Source organism: Desulfomicrobium macestii (assembly GCF_014873765.1).
Classification (GTDB): Bacteria; Desulfobacterota; Desulfovibrionia; order Desulfovibrionales; family Desulfomicrobiaceae; genus Desulfomicrobium; species Desulfomicrobium macestii.
The window spans coordinates 1-17096 of sequence record NZ_JADBGG010000001.1; the positions used below are offsets into that span (position 1 = coordinate 1).

Annotated in this window: 17 protein-coding genes; 5 read left to right on the top strand and 12 right to left on the bottom strand. The window is 61.4% G+C overall.

The window, feature by feature from the left end; all coding sequences use genetic code 11:
• Nucleotides 1-1166: 1166 nt before the first annotated feature.
• A complete protein-coding gene (locus H4684_RS00005; protein ID WP_092188474.1) occupies nt 1167-1808 on the top strand; it encodes a LysE family transporter in 642 nt (213 codons plus the stop codon).
• 94 nt (nt 1809-1902) lie between these two features.
• Here H4684_RS00005 and H4684_RS00010 read toward each other — a convergent pair whose 3' ends face one another.
• Nucleotides 1903-4062, bottom strand: a complete 2160-nt coding sequence (locus H4684_RS00010; RefSeq protein WP_092188472.1) for a malate synthase G — start codon at nt 4060-4062, stop codon at nt 1903-1905.
• 273 nt (nt 4063-4335) lie between these two features.
• Here H4684_RS00010 and H4684_RS00015 point away from each other — a divergent pair, with 273 nt between their 5' ends.
• On the top strand, nt 4336-4752 hold the full coding sequence (locus H4684_RS00015) for a secondary thiamine-phosphate synthase enzyme YjbQ (protein ID WP_092188470.1): 417 nt from the start codon (nt 4336-4338) through the stop codon (nt 4750-4752).
• An 81-nt stretch (nt 4753-4833) separates the two neighbouring features.
• Here the strand turns inward: H4684_RS00015 and H4684_RS00020 are convergent, their stop codons facing one another.
• From H4684_RS00020 to H4684_RS00060, 9 genes are all read right to left on the bottom strand, one after another.
• Nucleotides 4834-5544, bottom strand: coding sequence for a superoxide dismutase (locus H4684_RS00020; RefSeq protein WP_092188468.1), 711 nt, complete (start codon nt 5542-5544; stop codon nt 4834-4836).
• 257 nt (nt 5545-5801) lie between these two features.
• Nucleotides 5802-6398 carry a DUF445 domain-containing protein gene (locus H4684_RS00025; RefSeq protein WP_092188466.1) on the bottom strand — a complete coding sequence of 199 codons (597 nt, stop codon included), beginning with the start codon at nt 6396-6398 and terminating at the stop codon, nt 5802-5804.
• A 48-nt stretch (nt 6399-6446) separates the two neighbouring features.
• Nucleotides 6447-6890 (bottom strand): hypothetical protein, encoded by a 444-nt coding sequence (locus H4684_RS00030; RefSeq protein ID WP_092372683.1) that lies wholly within the window; start codon nt 6888-6890, stop codon nt 6447-6449.
• 87 nt (nt 6891-6977) lie between these two features.
• Nucleotides 6978-7319 carry a phenylpyruvate tautomerase MIF-related protein gene (locus tag H4684_RS00035; protein WP_192622447.1) on the bottom strand — a complete coding sequence of 114 codons (342 nt, stop codon included), beginning with the start codon at nt 7317-7319 and terminating at the stop codon, nt 6978-6980.
• Nucleotides 7320-7338: 19 nt separating this feature from the next.
• Nucleotides 7339-7830, bottom strand: a complete 492-nt coding sequence (locus tag H4684_RS00040) for a universal stress protein (RefSeq protein ID WP_092188461.1) — start codon at nt 7828-7830, stop codon at nt 7339-7341.
• Between the two features lie 9 nt (nt 7831-7839).
• Complete coding sequence (locus H4684_RS00045; protein ID WP_192622448.1) at nt 7840-8814, bottom strand: serine/threonine protein kinase; 975 nt, start codon at nt 8812-8814, stop codon at nt 7840-7842.
• 21 nt (nt 8815-8835) lie between these two features.
• The gene (locus H4684_RS00050; protein ID WP_192622449.1) at nt 8836-9786 is read right to left on the bottom strand and encodes a YbgA family protein; all 951 of its coding nucleotides are present in this window, start codon (nt 9784-9786) and stop codon (nt 8836-8838) included.
• A 120-nt stretch (nt 9787-9906) separates the two neighbouring features.
• Nucleotides 9907-10395 (bottom strand): pyridoxamine 5'-phosphate oxidase family protein, encoded by a 489-nt coding sequence (locus H4684_RS00055; RefSeq protein ID WP_092188455.1) that lies wholly within the window; start codon nt 10393-10395, stop codon nt 9907-9909.
• The gene (locus tag H4684_RS00060; RefSeq protein ID WP_192622450.1) at nt 10383-11903 is read right to left on the bottom strand and encodes an SDR family oxidoreductase; all 1521 of its coding nucleotides are present in this window, start codon (nt 11901-11903) and stop codon (nt 10383-10385) included. The genes H4684_RS00055 and H4684_RS00060 overlap by 13 nt, the downstream gene beginning before the upstream one ends.
• 132 nt (nt 11904-12035) lie before the next feature.
• On the opposite strand from H4684_RS00060, the gene H4684_RS00065 reads away from it, so the two are divergent.
• Entirely contained in the window at nt 12036-13511 is a 1476-nt protein-coding gene (locus tag H4684_RS00065; RefSeq protein WP_192622451.1) for a leucyl aminopeptidase, read from the top strand.
• Nucleotides 13512-13871: 360 nt separating this feature from the next.
• Entirely contained in the window at nt 13872-14426 is a 555-nt protein-coding gene (gene thpR / locus H4684_RS00070; protein ID WP_192622452.1) for an RNA 2',3'-cyclic phosphodiesterase, read from the top strand.
• A gap of 59 nt (nt 14427-14485) precedes the next feature.
• Here thpR and H4684_RS00075 read toward each other — a convergent pair whose 3' ends face one another.
• Both H4684_RS00075 and H4684_RS00080 read right to left on the bottom strand, forming a co-directional pair.
• Nucleotides 14486-16231, bottom strand: coding sequence for an aldehyde ferredoxin oxidoreductase N-terminal domain-containing protein (locus H4684_RS00075; RefSeq protein WP_192622453.1), 1746 nt, complete (start codon nt 16229-16231; stop codon nt 14486-14488).
• Nucleotides 16228-16632: a 4Fe-4S binding protein gene (locus H4684_RS00080; RefSeq protein WP_092188443.1), complete on the bottom strand. Its 405-nt coding sequence runs from the start codon at nt 16630-16632 to the stop codon at nt 16228-16230. The genes H4684_RS00075 and H4684_RS00080 overlap by 4 nt, the downstream gene beginning before the upstream one ends.
• Before the next feature lie 129 nt (nt 16633-16761).
• On the opposite strand from H4684_RS00080, the gene H4684_RS00085 reads away from it, so the two are divergent.
• Entirely contained in the window at nt 16762-17079 is a 318-nt protein-coding gene (locus H4684_RS00085) for a hypothetical protein (RefSeq protein ID WP_092188441.1), read from the top strand.
• Nucleotides 17080-17096 lie beyond the last annotated feature (17 nt).

The following is a 17096-nucleotide window of genomic DNA, read 5'->3' on the forward strand; positions in this document are numbered from 1 at the left end:
AAGGCGAGACAACCACGCAGGGGCGGCAGGGAAGAAGGGCGGCCACGCAGGGCCGCCCCTACGGTATGCATATACCGAATCGTTGCGGCCACGGTATGCATATATCGGATCATGGCGACCATGCGATGATGAATCCCAGGGCGCAAAAACGTAGGGGCGAAAAATATTTCGCCCACCCGTCGCCCACCCGTCGCCCGCCACCGTCGACATCGCACCACCGTAGGGGCAGACCTACGTGTCTGCCCAACCTCGGCGCAAGGCGAGACAACCACGCAGGGGCGGCAGGGAAGAAGGGCGGCCACGCAGGGCCGCCCCTACGGTATGCATATACCGAATCGTTGCGGCCACGGTATGCATATATCGGATCATGGCGACCATGGTATGCATGTGTCGGATCATGGCGACCATGTGATGACGAATACCAGGGCGCAACCCCGTAGGGGCAGACCCACGTGTCTGCCCAACCTCGGTGTAAGGCGAGACAACCACGCAGGGGCGGCAGGGAAGAAGGGCGGCCACGCAGGGCCGCCCCTACGGTATGCATATGCCGGATCGTTGCGGCCACGGTATGCATATATCGGATCATGGCGACCATGGTATGCATGTGTCGGATCATGGCGACCATGTGATGACGAATACCAGGGCGCAACCCCGTAGGGGCAGACCCACGTGTCTGCCCAACCTCGGTGTAAGGCGAGACAACCACGCAGGGGCGGCAGGGAAGAAGGGCGGCCACGCAGGGCCGCCCCTACGGTATGCATATACCGAATCGTTGCGGCCACGGTATGCATATATCGGATCGTGGCGATCATGGTATGCATGTGTCGGATCATGGCGACCATGTGATGACGAATACCAGGGCGCAACCCCGTAGGGGCAGACCTACGTGTCTGCCCAACCTCGGTGCAAGGCGAGACAATCACACAGGGTCGGCAGGGAAGAAGGGCGTCCACGCAGGGCCGCCCCTACGGTATGCATATACCGGATCGTTGCGGCCATGGTATGCATATATCGGATCATGGCGACCATGTGATGACAAATCCCATGGCGCAACCCCGTAGGGGCAGACCTACGTGTCTGCCCAATCTCGGTGTAAGGAAGCATGGCGCAACCCCGTAGGGGCGAAAAATATTTCGCCCCCCACACCCCAACCACGGAGGATAATCGTGGACAATGGTTTTTGGCAGGTTTTTGCGGTGGGTGTGGCCGTGGCCGTGGCGCCGGGGCCGGATTTTTTCATGGTTTTGCGCAACAGCCTTTCCCGTGGCCGTCTGGCTGGGGTCATGACGGCGCTGGGCATCGGATCGGCCTTGGTTGTGCATGTGGTCTATTCCGTGCTCGGACTGGCGCTCGTCATCGCCTCCAGCCCGGCCGTGTTCGGCCTGATCCGCATCTGCGGGGCATTGTATCTGATCCACATCGCCGTGCGTTGCCTGTTCGGCAAAAAAACGGCCATGCCCGACGCCTGTGTCCAGGTGGACGCGGCAGGCGGAAGGGACTCCCTGCTGCGCGGCTGGCGTGAGGGATTCTGGTGCAACCTTCTGAACCCCAAGGCCGCACTCTTTTTTCTGAGTATCTTCTCCCAGTTCATGACTCCCGCGACGCCCAATTTTCTTCGCTGGGTCTACGGAGCCGAGGTCATCGTCATAGTCACGGCCTGGTTCACGCTGCTTGCGCTCTTTTTATCCACGGGACGCATGCGCGGCATGTACGCTGGCGTGGCGCGCTGGATCGACGGCGGCGTGGGCGTGATTTTCGGCGGGGTCGGCTGCTCGATTCTGTGGCAGGAGGCGCGACGGGTGTTGTAGCGGAACGTTTTTCTCGGTGAATCGAATTTGGGCCCGCCAGGATGCTTATGTCCTGGCGGGCCCAATGCGTTGCAGGGTGTTCAGGATGCAGGCGTCATCCTTTTTGTTTCTTCAGTTCCCGTCTTCTGGCGTGCAGGATGGGCTCCGTGTAGCCGTTGGGCTGCTCGCGGCCCTTGAAGATCAGGTCGCAGGCGGCCTGAAAGGCCACGCTCGCATCGAAGTCCGGGGCCATGGGGCGATAGGCCGGGTCGCCTTCGTTCTGACGGTCGACCACTGCGGCCATGCGTTCCAGGGTGGCGCGGACCTGCTCCATGCTGCACAGGCCGTGGTGCAGCCAGTTGGCCAGGTACTGGCTGGAGATGCGCAGGGTGGCGCGGTCTTCCATCAGGCCCACGTCGGTTATGTCCGGCACCTTGGAACAGCCGATGCCCTGGTCGACCCAGCGCACCACGTAGCCCAGGATGCCCTGGCAGTTGTTGTCCAGTTCGCGCTGGATCTCCTCCCCGGAGAGTGCGCGGTCGAGCAGGGGCAGGGTCAGAAGTTCGTTCAGGCTGGCTCTCTTCTTGCCCTGCAGTTCCGCCTGGCGGGCAAAGACATCCACCTCGTGGTAATGCATGGCGTGCAGGGTCGCGGCCGTGGGCGACGGTACCCAGGCGCAGTTGGCCCCGGCCAGGGGGTGCCCCTGCTTGGTCTCGACCATCTGCTTCATGCGATCCGGCATGGCCCACATGCCCTTGCCGATCTGGGCCTTGCCGGAAAACCCGCAGGCCAGGCCCGTGTCCACGTTCCAATCCTCATAGGACAGAATCCAGCTGGCATTCTTCATGGCCGCCTTGGGAACCATGGGCCCGGCTTCCATGCTGGTGTGTATTTCATCGCCTGTGCGGTCCAGGAACCCGGTGTTGATGAAGATGACCCGGTCCTTGGCGGCGCGGATGCATTCCGCCAGATTGACCGAGGTCCTGCGCTCCTCGTCCATGATTCCGATCTTCATGGTGTGGCGGGGCATGCCCAGCGCGTCCTCCACGCGATTAAAAAGGTCGCAGGCGAAGGCGACTTCTTCAGGGCCATGCATCTTGGGTTTGACGATGTAGACGCTGCCCGCGCGGCTGTTGCGCAGGGAGCCGAGTTCCTTGAGGTCGTGCAGCGCGACAAGGCCGGTGACCATGGCGTCAAGGATGCCCTCCGGGACTTCTTCGGAACCGAGCAGGACCGCGTCCGTGGTCATGAGATGGCCCACGTTGCGCACCAGCAGAAGGCTGCGGCCTGGCAGGGTCAGGGGCTCGCCGTCCGGTGCGGTGTACGTGCGGTCTGGGTTCAGGCTGCGGTTCACGGTCTTGCCGCCCTTGGGAAAGGAGGCGTTGAGGTCGCCGCGCAGCAGGCCCAGCCAGTTGGCGTATGTCTGGGCCTTGTCCTCCCCGTCGACGGCGGCGATGGAGTCCTCGAAATCGACGATGGTGGTCATGGCCGCTTCCAGGACCACGTCCTTGAGGCCCGCGGGATGGGCCTTGCCCACAGGATGGTCGCGATCGAAATGCAGTTCGATGTGCAGGCCGTTGTTCCTGAAGAGCAGGACGCCGGGCGCGAATCCGGCGAAAGCCCGTGGATTCAGCAGTGATGTCTTGCCGTCCGGCAACTCGACCTCGACTTCCCGGCCGGAGTCCGCTGGCGTGAGGCGATATTCCTGAACGTCGGCGTGGCTGCCCCGGGCCAGGGGCAGGGCTTTGTCCAGAAAACCGGCCGCAAATTCGACGACCTTGGCCCCGCGCAGGGGATTGTATGCTCCGGAGCGTGTCGCGCCGTCGTCCTCGCTGAGCACGTCCGTGCCGTACAGGGCGTCGTAGAGGCTGCCCCAGCGGGCGTTGGCGGCGTTCAGGGCGTAGCGGGCGTTGGTGGCGGGCACGACCAGCTGCGGTCCGGCGATGGAGGATATTTCGGGATCGACGCCGCTGGTTCCGATGGAAAAGGGCAGGCCCTCCGGCACGATGTAGCCGATCTCGCGCAGGAGTTGCTCGTAAGCGACGGCATCGTGGATTTCGTCCTTGTGGCGTTTGTGCCAGGAATCGATGGTGTCCTGCAGATATTGGCGCTTGGCCAGCAGTTCACGGTTGCGTGGCGACAGGTCGTGCAGGATTCTTTCCAGGGCGGCCCAGAAATCCGTGTCCGTCACGCCGGTTCCGGGCGTAGCTTTTTCGCGAATCAGGTCATGAAGTGGCTTTGCGACGTTCAATCCGCCGACAGGGATATAAGTCATGGGCTGCTCCTTGGTTGGAATGGAAATTGGTCCTACCAATATCAGGGTGCAGGCTTTGGGTCAACGCCGGACGCGCTGACACTCTGCTTGTTGCCCTCTGAAAGTGATGGCCATGTTTTCGAAAAGTCGGGCCAAAAGGCCGTTGCGGGGCACCTGGAATGCCGGGCAATCTTTTTTGTGGGTATTTGGTCGGCCTGCTCTTGAATCGGAAGCGCACGGCGGCTACGTGTCGATCATGCACCGTCAATTACAATCGTATTCAACGGGGGATTCATGAAAAGCTATCGCAAGGAACTCTGGTTCCAGGTGCCGACCCGCCGGGCCTTCATCAACATTACTGGCGATGTCGAGCAATGCCTGGCCGAGAGCGGCATAAGGGAGGGGCTCGTGCTCGTGAACGCCATGCATATCACCGCCTCGGTCTTCATCAACGACGACGAGTCCGGTCTGCATCACGACTACGAAAAGTGGCTGGAAAAGCTGGCCCCGCACGAACCGGTCTCGCAATACCGGCACAATGTGGGCGAGGACAACGCCGACGCGCACATGAAACGGCAGATCATGGGTCGCGAGGTGGTAGTGGCCGTGACCGGCGGGCGTCTCGATTTCGGGACCTGGGAACGGATCTTCTACGGGGAGTTTGACGGGCGCAGGAAAAAGCGGGTGCTGGTCAAGATCATCGGGGAGTGAGGTTTCATTGCGCTTGCGCGGCACAAAACGCCTTCCGCGATGGTTATGCGGAAGGCGTTTTGCCGTTTGCGCCGGGGAGGATCAACCCAGATTCGCGGCGGCGAATTCCCAGTTGATCAGCTTTTCCAGCACGGCCTTGACATAGTCGGCCCTGCGATTCTGGTAGTCCAGATAGTAGGCGTGCTCCCAGACATCGATGGTCAAAAGTGGCTTCAAACCGCTGGTCAGGGGCGTGTCGGCGTTCATGGTGTTCATGACCTTGAGCTTGTCGCCGTCAGCCACCAGCCAGGCCCACCCGCTGGCAAAACGTCCGACTGCAGCGGCGCTCAGTTCCTTCAGGCAGGTGTCCAGATCGCCGAAGGAATCGTTGATCCTGTTTTTCAGATCGGCCGGGGGCGTCCCTCCGCCCTTGGGGGAGAGGCTCTGCCAGTAAAAGGAGTGGTTCCAGGTTTGGGCGGCATTGTTGAAGATGGCGGTCTTGTCCGCTTTGCCGCTCGTTTCGAGAATGATTTTTTCCAGGGACATGTCGGCGAATTCGCTGCCCGCGATGAGCTTGCTTAGATTGTTGAAGTAGCCCGTGTGGTGCTTGCCGTAATGAAAGCCGATGGTCTTGGCGGAAATGACGGGTTCCAGGGCATTTTCCGCGTAGGGCAGCGCCGGAAGTTCGAGCGGGGCTGCCCAGGCGAGACCCCGCAGACCGCCCATTGCAAAAAGGAGAGCGGCGCTGGAAGTGGCTGCCAGAAATTTTCGGCGGGTCAAGCCGCACGAAGGTTCCAGAAGGGGTTTGTTCATGGCTGTACCTCGGATGTGGTGACGTTTTCGGACAAATCGCGTGAATTTCGGATGCCGTGGGAAGCGCTGCCGTCATTTGCGTCGGCATCTCTTCCGGATACGAAATCACGGGAGACCTGCCTTTGCCCGTATCGCGTTTTACAGGCCCAAGGCAAGCGTGAGTGAAATTGATGTCCAAAGGGGTGAACGGAGATAGGCTCTGAAATGCCAATGGCCGCGCGAGGCGGCCATTGATGGGGTGCTGGATGGTGCGGAGGCTAGAAAAAAATCAGGCCCTGGATCAGGCCTATCATCGCGCCCAGGACCGCGCCCACCACTTCGATGAACCTGAATTCCTTGGACATGATGGACATGAGCAGAACTTCGAGCCGTTCCATGGAGAGGTTTTCGATCTTGTCCTGGATGAGCTTTCTGAAATCCAGGGAAGTCTCCAGTTCGCTTGTGGCGGTTTCAAGCAGGCCAGGCACGATGCGGTCCAGTTCCTTGTCCAGCAGGGCCTTGATCTTTTCCATCATGGGGCCGTCCAGAAACATGGCGATCATGGGGTTCAAGGTTCCCAGACGCTTGGACAGGAATTCGGCGAATCCGTCCTGGATCCTGTCCTTGAGCTTGGCCGCGAATTCGGGGCGGCGCATGACGTTCTGGATGTCGTCGTGGGAGAGAAGCTCGCCCTCGATGACGGCGGCCAGGTTCATGGCCAGCGCTTTTTGCCTTTTGGGGAAGATGCCCTGCACCGTCAGGCTGCCGATCTGCACCGGGCGGCGCGGGTGAAAGAGCATCTTGATGGCGATGAAGTTGGTGATCCAGCCGATAAAGGCGCAGATCAGGGTCGAAAAGCACAGTTTCAAAAGCATGGGAATCTCCGGATCGCGAATTCAGGCCCGACGAGACGGGCCACGTTTCTACTCGGCGCTGGGCGGGACCTGCTGGTCCATGGTGCGGGGAATGTCGTTTTTGAGCGTGCTCTTGATCTGGGCGGTGAAGGCCGCAAGACCCTGGATCTGGATGCCGTCCAGCATCTCGGCTTCGGACTCGATCTTGGAGCAGGCCTTGGCGCTGGACCAGATCAGGTGGATGCCCGCAGTCTGCTTCACGCCTGCCGCGTTGGCCAGTTCGATGACGGCCATGGCATTCGAGCGGCGGACCTGCTTTTTGACCTGGGCAGGCAGGGCCGGGACCTTGAGCAGGTCGTTCTTGGTCAAAAACATGTAGGTCAGGCTCATGCTCGGGCTGGACATGGCCTGGTTGCGAAAACCCGCGTCCACGCTCACGCCCTGTTCCTGGGCGGATTTGATCATGTGAAACAGGTCCCCGGCGATGCTCTGGGCATAGTTCTTTTCTGTCATGGTAACCTCGTGTTGATGGTGCCGGGATTCCAACCGTCCCGGCCCCGGCTCCCTTACACGAGGCCCCGCCGTCAGGCAAGATGCGGGTCAGGAGAAGGTGCGCCCGTCCCAGGCCCATTTGCCGGGTTCCGCATCCCTGAAGACGATGTAGATGCGCGGGCTTTCGATTCCAGTTTGCGCCTGGATCATTTCCGTCAAGTCCCCGGCCAGCTTCCCGATCAGGTCGTCCTTGAGCCCAAGGGCGCTCAAGGTCATGTGCGCCACGGGCTCCTCGTTGCCGCCGAAGAACATCGGCACGTCATCGTTGATGATGACCATCATGTAGGTTTCGGCCTTGCAGAGCCCCGTGCAGACACAGTCGGAAAGAGAGCGCATGAGCTTGTTTTTGTCCTGGACGCGAATGTTGGTCGTAAGTTCAAGGCAGGGCATGTTTCCTTCTCCTCCTGAATTATTGCACCACCCAGACGGTGCAGTCCTTGGCGAGATGCGTGACCTTGGTGGTCACGCTGCCGAAAAGAAACTCCTCGGCGCGGGACACTCCTCGCCGGCCGATGACCAGAGTCCCGAAATCGCCCTGCTGCTGGACCTGCAGGATGTCGCGGGCGATGGACGTGCCGATGCTGCACTGCTGCGCGGCGGGGTTCACCGGGGACTGGCAATGCGGAACATAGGAGATGGTCACCGCATCCGGCGCAATGCCCTGTCCGGTCAGATTGGACTTGGCCTGCTGCAGGAAGGTGCGGATGCGCAGTTCCTGGGCCTGGCCGGCCTCGACCCAGGAGGCCTCGTCCGGATACAGGTCGCGGTTGGGCGGACGCTCGATATAAAGGACCGTGATCGAAAAGCCCGTACTTCCTCCGAGCAGTTCGGCGACATAGGTCACGGCGCGGGCCGCGTTGTCCGAAGCGTCCACGGCGATGAGAATTTTCTTGGGGTTCATGTTCTCTCCTTAACTGTTGATTCGCCCGCGACGGATTTCGTCGATGCAGGGCGCAAGATCTTCAAGCATTTCTCCGATATTGAAATAGAACACTTCGGAGACGGAGGAAAAGTGCATGAGCACGTTGTTCAACGCATGGGGCACATAGGGATATACTTTGCGCAGGTTGGCCAGCCGGTGCTTGAAAAGCAGGGAGAAGTCCGCCGCTTCCAGCGAGACATCCGTTTTGCCGTCAAAATCCGGGCGAGGTATGTTGAAGGTGGTGCAGAATTTCTTGCCGACCAGAAACAGAAGCAGATTGCCAAGGCCGAAGATGTCCAGACCGAACGGGTTTTCCTGGAATTCGTAGGTGTAGTCGAAATCAATCCACACGTAGTTGCCCGTGCCCTGCTCAATCCACAGGTGGTCGCGGCGGATGTCGCCGTGGTTCTCGCCGTGCTTGTGCAGGAATTCGATGGCGCGGCAGGCTTCGACGAACTTGTCCAGGATGTCCGGCAGCATTTCGAAGAAATAGGTCTTGTGATCGGCTTCCAGGCGGTCGATGTGCAGGGACAGAAGCTCGCCCTTGACCACATCGAGGACACGCACGTTGTTTCCGACCGCGTCGTCGTGGGAGTAGCCCTGCATGAAGCGCATGTCTCCCCTGACCAGATCAAGGATGCGCGCCTCCTTGCGCGGGCTGCGAAAGCATTCGATCTCCATGCTGCCCATGGACACGGGAAAACGCTCATAAAAGACCAGCTTCAGGATCTTTCTTTCTCCCGTGGACAGCTCCCGGCAACGTTTGACCCAGTATTTGGGGTCTTCCACGCCGAAGCTGCGTTCCTTTTCGTCCCGCAGCACCAGGAAATATTTGCCATCCAGATCAATCACATCGCCATACGTGATGTTCATGAACTCCGAGGTGTCGGTGAGCAGCTGTCCGGCCCGCTTGCGCGGGAAATCCGGGTCGAAGCGGCTGATGATTTCATAGGCATTGGTCATGCGCGTCTCCTGCTTCTTGCCCTAGGCGTGGTTGCGCAACTTGAGTTCCAGGGGATGGGGCCGCAGATACGTCTGGTCCTGAAGGTAGAACTCCTCATATTTGAGCACATAGTGATTGAGCAGGGTCACGGGCACGATGAGCGGCAGGAAGCCGCGAGCATACTGGTTGATGAGTTCGAGCAGCTCCTGCTTTTCGTCCGGCAGCAGTTCGTTCTTGAAATAGCCCATGATGTGCTGCAGCACGTTCCTGTGCTTGGGCGGCGTGGCCTTCATGCGCATGGCGGTCATGAGGTGCTCGTGGTAGTTCTTGAAGAGTTGCTCCTTGGGCATGGCCTTGCCGCCCGCCACCAGCCTGCCCATGGCACGGTAGATTTCGGGGCTGTGAGCCAGGAGCTGGAGCTTGTGCCGGGTGTGAAAGGTGATCAGATTGCTTAAAGTCTGCCCGGATTTGATCATGTCGCGGTAGCGGCGCAGCACGAAGATGCGGTCGATGAAATTTTCGCGCAGGTGAACGTCGTGCAGGCGTCCCTCCTCTTCGACCGGGAGCAGGGGGAAGTGCTGCATGAACATGCGCGCGAAGATGCCGACGGATTGCCCGGCGAGGTTGCCTGATTCCGAATAGACCTTGACCCGCTCCATGCCGCTGGATGGGGATTTGCTCTTGAAAATGAAGCCGCACAGGTTTTCGGACTCCAATTCGGCCAGACGGCCGGCGGCCCATTCCTGCATGCGCCGGGTGTGGTCGACGCGGGTTTTCTGGGTCAGAAGTCGCGGGGACTCGGGATCGCCCACCAGACGCAGGGCTTCACGTGGAATGGGCAGGCCGCATTCCACCTCCGGGCGGACCGGAACGTATTCCACATATTCTCCCAGGGTTTTGGTCAGGAAGGGGTCGTGCTTGTGCCCTCCGTCGTAGCGGACCTTGTCCCCGAGCAGGCAGCGGCTGACTCCCAGCCGGATGGGTCGGTTCATGATATTCTCCTTGCCGGGCCCGCAATTCCGTGGCGGCATGCGTCGGCTCCGGTTGTTTTTTTTAAATATTCCCCAATTGCCGCCCTGCTGTCCAGGATAGCGCGAAGATTTACAAAATCATCATCCAAGACCGATGCGGGTCAGTTTCTGGAAATTGTTGACCAGGCAGTAGCTGTCAACTTTTAGCTCCATGACCGCGCTGTCGGACGCTGCCGCGAAGGCGCTCAGATTCGGGTGCCTTCTTGAAAAGAGATTCACCGCCTTGTGCCTGCGTTCTCCGTCGAGTTCCGTGGCGAACGCGGTCACCGTCAGGGCCTGCGCGCTGGCCGGATCGGACGGATCGTTGCGGGCTGTGCTTACCAAAAAGGAGACATTTGGGTTGGAGCTCATGTTGTCGTATTTCGCGGTTTGGCGCGGGGTTACGATGATCAGGGTCCGCAAGTCATGGGTCGCGGCAAAGGCCATCTGGCTGCACAGAGGTATGTCCATGAAGGAGGTGGCCAGAACCCCGGAGCGTTGTTCACCAAGAATGGTCTCCAGGGTTTCGCGGATGCCTGGTTCGGCGATGGTGGTCTCCACAAAGTTCGGTTGGGTCATCAAAGTCGGCATTGTGAGCCCTCCTTGGGCGGGGTGATGGGTCCGGAAAGAATTTTTCCGCCGATCTTGCGGGCCAGCGCCGTGAGCATGCCCCGAAAGAGCGGCCCATGCACGGGTATGAGGGGGTACCAGTACACGATGCCCCACAATCCCCGGGGCAAGAAGCGGGCGCGCAGGGTCACTTTGGTGCTCCCTGGGCGTTCTTCTTCCACATCGAACTGGAGCAGGGCTTCGCCCGGCAGTTTCATTTCGGCGAGCAGGCGCAGTCGGCGGTTTTCCTCGACGACGAGCACCCTCCAGAAGTCCAGGGCGTCGCCGACGCGCAGTTTATCCGGGTCGCGCCGCCCGCGCCGCAGACCCGGGCCGCCGATGAGCTTGTCGCATATCCCCCGGATTTTCCACATCCAGTCGCCGTACATCCAGCCTTCGTCCCCGCCGAGGCGGGTGATGGCCTTCCAGACCTGGGCCGGGGTGGCGGCCAGGGTCAGGGTATGCGCCGACTCCAGCACCGTGCCTCCGGCGTAGGGCGCGTCGCCGCAGTCTATCCATTCCGGCACGCGTTGCAGGCCCGCGTCGGACCAGCAGGTTTCCACTTCGTGGCGGACCGTGCGTTCGAGCGCCCTGCCGATGGCCTCTTCGCATGTGAGCAGGCGGGTCGGAACAAGCTCACGGATGCTGTTTTCCCGGCATACGACCTTGTTGCGCAGGCCTTCCGCCAGGGGGCGCGACAGGCTGGCGGGAACGGGCGTTACCATCTGAATCCAGTAGGAGGAGAGCTTCGGCGTCAGGACGGGCACCGGTATGATGAGGCGCTGCCGCAGTCCGGCCGCGCGGGCGTATATGTCGAAAAGGTCTCGGTAGCTCAGGATGTCCGGGCCGCCGATGTCCATGGTGCGCCCCGCCGTCTCGGGATTTTCGAGACATCCGGCCAGGTATTCGAGCACGTTGGTCACGGCGATGGGCTGGCACAGGGACTTGACCCAGGCCGGAGTGATCATGACCGGGAGGCGGTCCACCAGATAGCGCAGGATCTCGAAAGACGCGCTGCCCGAACCGATGATCATGGCCGCCCGCAGCCAGGTCAGGGGGACCGGCCCGCTGCCAAGGATCTCGCCGACTTCCATGCGCGATTTGAGGTGTTCGCTCAAATCCTTGTCCATGTCGCCAAGGCCGCCCAGATAGATGATCCGTTCAAGACCGGCCTCCTTGGCCGCGTCGCGCATGATGATGGCCGCGCGTTTGTCGCGGTCCTCGAAATTCTTCACGCCGGGGTACATGGAATGGACCAGATAGTAGACAGCGTAACATCCGCGCAGGGCCTCTGTCAGCGCAGGCTGGTCCAGGGCGTCGGCCTGGGCCAGTTCCACGTTTTCATGGGCCGCGAAAGGCCTGCACCGCAGCTTCTCCGGATTGCGGCCCACGGCGCGCACTCTCCAGCCCCGCTCAAGCAGGGTCGCGACCAGGCGGCCTCCGATGTAGCCGGTGGCTCCGAGCACGGCGACGATGCGGTTGTCTTTCATTCCACAACTCCTGATAATGTTTGAGGTTACAGATAGTTCCTTCCCGGCGTCTGGCAACCGTCTTTACTCTCGTTCCCAGGCAACCTATTGTTTCCGCATAGCCCTTGAATATTTCATACTGACGAGGTTTTCATGAATATACATGTATTTCGGGATGGTGGCGAGTTGAAAGATGCCGTGTTGCTCATGTTTCGCTCCGAAGGAAAGGGTTGGAGCGAAGCGGATCGGGAACTTGCAGGGCTTTTTGGCCTTGATCCCGCGATTTTATTTTCGGGCAAGGCCGGACGGACCCGCCTCTGCTCCGCGTCTGGCGGGTCGTGCCTGCTTGTGGGACTCGGCAAGGCCGACGATCTTGATCTGGACGGATTTCGCGCTGCCGTGGGCACGGCTGTTCGCGCCGCCGCCAGTCAGGAGCTTTGCTCCCTGGCGGTGGATTCCGAACACCTGGACCGGCTGGAACTGGCCGATGACCTGACTCTTGAATGCGTCGTGGCGGCGCGGCTGGCCAGCTATCGTTTTGTCGACTTCAAGTCCGATCCCGGCGAGGAGGACTGCCCCAAGACCCTGGCCGTCTGGAGCCGTGACGAGGACATGCAGATGAAGGTGGCCCGGGCGCTGGCCGTGGCGGAAGGCGTGGCCCTGGCCCGCGATCTGGTCAACACTCCGGCCAACGTAGCCACGCCCGAGCATCTGGCCGGCGTTGCCCGTGACCTTGCCGTCCGGTTCGGGTTTGGCGTGCAGGTTTTCGGCCCCGATGAGATCGTCGGGATGGGCATGGGCTCCTTTGCCTCGGTTTTTCGTGGCAGCGACACTCCGGCCAGGTTCATCGTGCTCGATTCGGCGCCGGGCAGCGAGGCAAGGCCCCTGGTCTTCGTGGGCAAGGGCGTGACTTTCGACACTGGCGGCATCTCGCTCAAGCCGTCCGCGAAAATGCACGAGATGAAAGGGGACATGGCCGGAGCAGCCGCGATTCTGGGGCTGTTCATGGCCTTGGGCCGGTCAGGTGAAAGCCCCCGGCGGGTGGTCGGGCTGCTGCCGTGCACGGAGAATGTGCCGGGCAGCAAGGCCACCAAGCCCGGTGACGTGGTCACGGCCATGAACGGCAAGACCATCGAGATCCTGAACACCGATGCCGAGGGCCGCCTCATCCTGGCCGACGCCCTGGCCTACAGCGCGCGCTTCGAGCCCGAGATCCTGGTCGATCTGGCCACCCTGACCGGGGCCTGCCTCGTGGCCCTGGGTACGAAGGTCGCGGCGGTATTCGTGACCACGGCCGAGCTTGATGGACGCATTCGCGAAGGCGGCAGCCGCGTGGGAGAACGCTACTGGCCCATGCCCCTGTGGGCGGAATACGGCGTGCCCCTGAAAGGCGATGTGGCGGATCTGAAGAATATCGCCACCCGGGAGGGCGGGGCGATCTACGCGGCCATGTTCCTGAAGAACTTCGTGCCCGAAGGCGTGGACTGGGCCCATCTGGACATCGCGGGTCCGGCCTGGACGGATGAGAATGCGTCCATTTTCAGGCCCGGAGGAACCGGGTTTGGCGTGCGGACGTTGTGGGAGCTGATTGGTGCATATGCCGGGGAGGAGGGGGAGACGGCGCTTTAGGCGCTGGGTGGAGTTGGAGACCGAGTTGGAGTCGGAGGAAGAGTTGGAGCCGGAAGAAGAGTTGGAGCCGGAGGAAGAGTTGGAGCCGGAGCTGGCGCTTGGCTGGTGGGCGCGTGGCCGGGCCTGGTCGGGGACGCTTGATGCCAGGGCGGAAGGGGGGAATGGAAAGATCGCGGTCACAGCTGCCATTTGTCCATTCCTGGTAACACCGAGCCGCCCCGCCTCCACGTCATCCCCGCGCAGGCGGGGATCCAGGCATTCCTGATAACGTCGAGCCGCCCTGCCTCCGCGTCATCCCCGCGCAGGCGGGGATCCAGGCTCTTTTGGCAGCGCAGCAAAAATTCAGCGGAGCGTAATCTCATGCGCCTTTTCATAGGCATCCCCCTTCCCGGCGAGTACGCGCAAATCATTCGCCAGATCCAAGCGGCGTGGAAAAAGCGTCTGGCCTCGAAGGTGTCGTGGGTGCGGCCGGAACTGGCTCATGTGACGCTCAGGTTTCTGGGCGAAGTGGATGAGGACAAGGTGCCGGCCATTGTCCAGGCAATGCAGGAAGCGGCCCGGGGGAGCTTTGCGGCGCAGGGGGGAGCGGGCGGCTTTTTTCCTGCCGTGGGCGCGCCGCGTGTGGTCTGGGTCGGTTTGCGGCAGGGACGCGAGGAATGCGCGGCGTATTTTGAAAAGCTTGATGAAGGATTGGCTCAGGCCGGTTTTTTGGCCGAGTCGAAACCTTTTTCCCCGCATCTGACCGTGGCCCGGGTCAAGACTGCGGCCCGAAATGATGAGTGGTCCGCTCTGCTCGTCGATTTGAAGAAGGATTGGCCCGCGTTTACGGTGAGCCATGTCGTGCTCTGGCAGAGCATCCTCAAGCCTTCCGGGCCGGAGTATCGAAGAGTGGCGGAAGTGGAACTTAAGGAATGACTGCAAGGCGCAGTCCGGAGGGCATCTCCTCCGGGCAGCGCCTTGCAGTTGAATGCTTGTTATTGCTGTGGTTTGCCCATTTCACTGATGGCCGTGGCATAGGCCATGCGCAAGTTTTCAAGGTACTCTGGGTCGGCCTGCCCTTTCCAGGTGGTGACTTCCAGGAAGCGTTTGGGGATCTTTACTCCCATGGGGTCGAAGCCGCCCGCGATCCGGGCCTGCCAGCGCAGTTTCTGGATGGAGGCCGCCGCGTCATCCAGGCCGTCGGCCAGGTTGCTGCCGCCGAGCACGGTCAGGCATTGGCGCAGGGTGTCCGGGTCATAGACCTTGCGGGCGAAGAGACAGGCCACCATCGAAGTCAGGATCACCCGCTCGCGTTCGTCCTCCAGCAGAAAGGCCAGGGCCTTGTCCACGTCCTTGGGCGCGCTCGACTGGTCGTAGCTGTAGGCTCCGGTGTCCAGGTGCGAGTGCCGAAGGCCCAGGGACTGGGCCACGTAGAAGACCTCGCCCGTGGCGTATCCGGCCATCTCCTGGCCCAGCACGCAGGCGAAATCCTCGCCCCCGTAGTGTTTGGCCGCGACCATGGTTCCGGCCGCCAGAAGTTTCCAGAACTCGCTTGCCGCTCCGGCCAGCAGGTGCACGGCTTTGAGATATCCCCGGACTTCGCCGAAGCGCAGTTCGATCCCGGTCTGTTCCGTCGTGACCACGCCCTTTTCAAGCGCCTCCGTGGCCCAGGCCAGGGCCACGCCGCCGCTCATGACATCGAGGCCCGCCTTCTCCACCTCGTCCATGACCGTGAGCACGTCCGGGGCGTGGGTCAGGCCGAGCATGGAACCCGTGGCGAAGATGGGCTCGTAGTCGTACCCTACCTGCCGGTAGAGATACTGGTTGTCCTTGTCGAATTTCTCGCGCACGAAGCCGATATGGATGCAGCCCACCGGACAACCCGAGCAGGCGGCATTGCGCAGCAGCGTGTCGTCGGCAAAGCGCTCGCCCGTGATGCCTTCGATGCCGGGGTCCGAGGTGGCCTGCAGGTTGCGCCAGGGCAGGGCTTTCAGCTCGTTCAGCGCCTCCAGGTTCGAGGCGGTGCCGAGATTGTGATACTTGCGCATCATGTCCGTGTCCGTGACCTTGCGGAAGATGTCGGCGTTCAGGGCTCCGTATTCCTTGCCCTCGGGCAGGTTCTGGGAGCCGTTGCCCTCGATGGCGATGGCCTTGACGTTCTTGGCACCCATGACCGCCCCTCCGCCGAGACGGCCGAAATGGCGATAGGTGTCGACATTTATGCAGGCCATGGCCGACTTGTTCTCTCCGGCCGGACCGATGCGCATGATGGTCCGGTGTCCGGAGCCCTTGAGGATGCGGCGCAGGAGCTTGCCGGTGGTCAGGGCGTCCTTGCCCCACAGGTATCCCGCGTCCATGAGCTCTATGATGTTGGCGCCCAGATGCAGAACCGTGGGCCTTTCGGCGCGGCCGACGATGACCAGGGCGTCCAGCCCCGCGAAACGCAGGGCCAGGGCGCTGCGCCCGCCAGCGTGGGATTCGGCGTACTGGCTGTGCAGGGGCGATGTGAAGGCGCAGACGGTCTTGCTCATGAGCGGAAAAAATCCGGTCAGGGGGCCGATGCAGAAAATAAGGGGCTGCTCCGGATCATCCCAGGCCATGCCGGGCTTTGCGTAATCGAGATGAAGTTTGGCGGCCAGACCCGATCCGCCGATGAATGTATCCACGCCTGGCATGGAGCGGATGGTGGATCGGCCCGTGGACAGGTTGACTTCCAGGATCTTGAAGGTATCGGCGATCATGATTCCACCTCCTGCATTTCCAGACAGTCATGGGGGCAGAATTCCACGCAGTTGCCGCAGTGGATGCAGACATAGGGCCTGCCCTCGCGATCCTGGGCGATGGCGTCCACCGGGCAGGCGGCGACGCACTTGCCACACTGGATGCAGAGTTTCTTCTGCTGGGTGACTCCGCCGCCCTTGCGCTGCTTGAGGCTGCCCGTGGGGCAGGCCGCCGCGCAGGGGGCAGGGTTGCAGGCCAGACAGACCTTGGCCAGAAAGCCGGTGGAAAGGCCGCCGGAGGACAGAATGCGGATGCCGGCATTTTCCCAGGACAGACATTTGTGGACCACGCGGGCGCATGCCAAGGAGCATGAATGGCAACCGATGCATCGGTCCATGCGGGTCGCGACGAGTTGTTTCATAAGTGCTTTCCTGTGAAAGGGGTTCCAAAAAAATAAAGGTATGTGTCTTTGGCGCGATTGTGAAGGGGTGAGCGGGTGGTTTACAAGCCGGGACAAACGTGAAAGCGAGAAGCGGCACAGGAGGTGAACGTGGCGGAACGTGTTTTTTCCATCGTGACCAGACCGGATACGGGACTGGAACTTTTCGAGATCATTCAGGATCATGTCCGCGAACTGCATGGGCGCGGCATGGCCAGAACAGTGGGCTACGAGGTCATGAGCAACGGCCGGGTCATCCTCTTGAAGGTCCGGGGCCCGGAGGAAGATGTCATGCCTTCGGACGAAACCCTGGAGTCCGTGCTGGACGACGCTTTCGTGGCGCGGCTTGAAGCCCTGGCCCAGGAACTGGTTGACGGATTTCATGTGCCGTCTTTTGCCCACTGCGCTTCGGAGTCGGGTGAAGATTGATGGCGGGGGATGAGCCC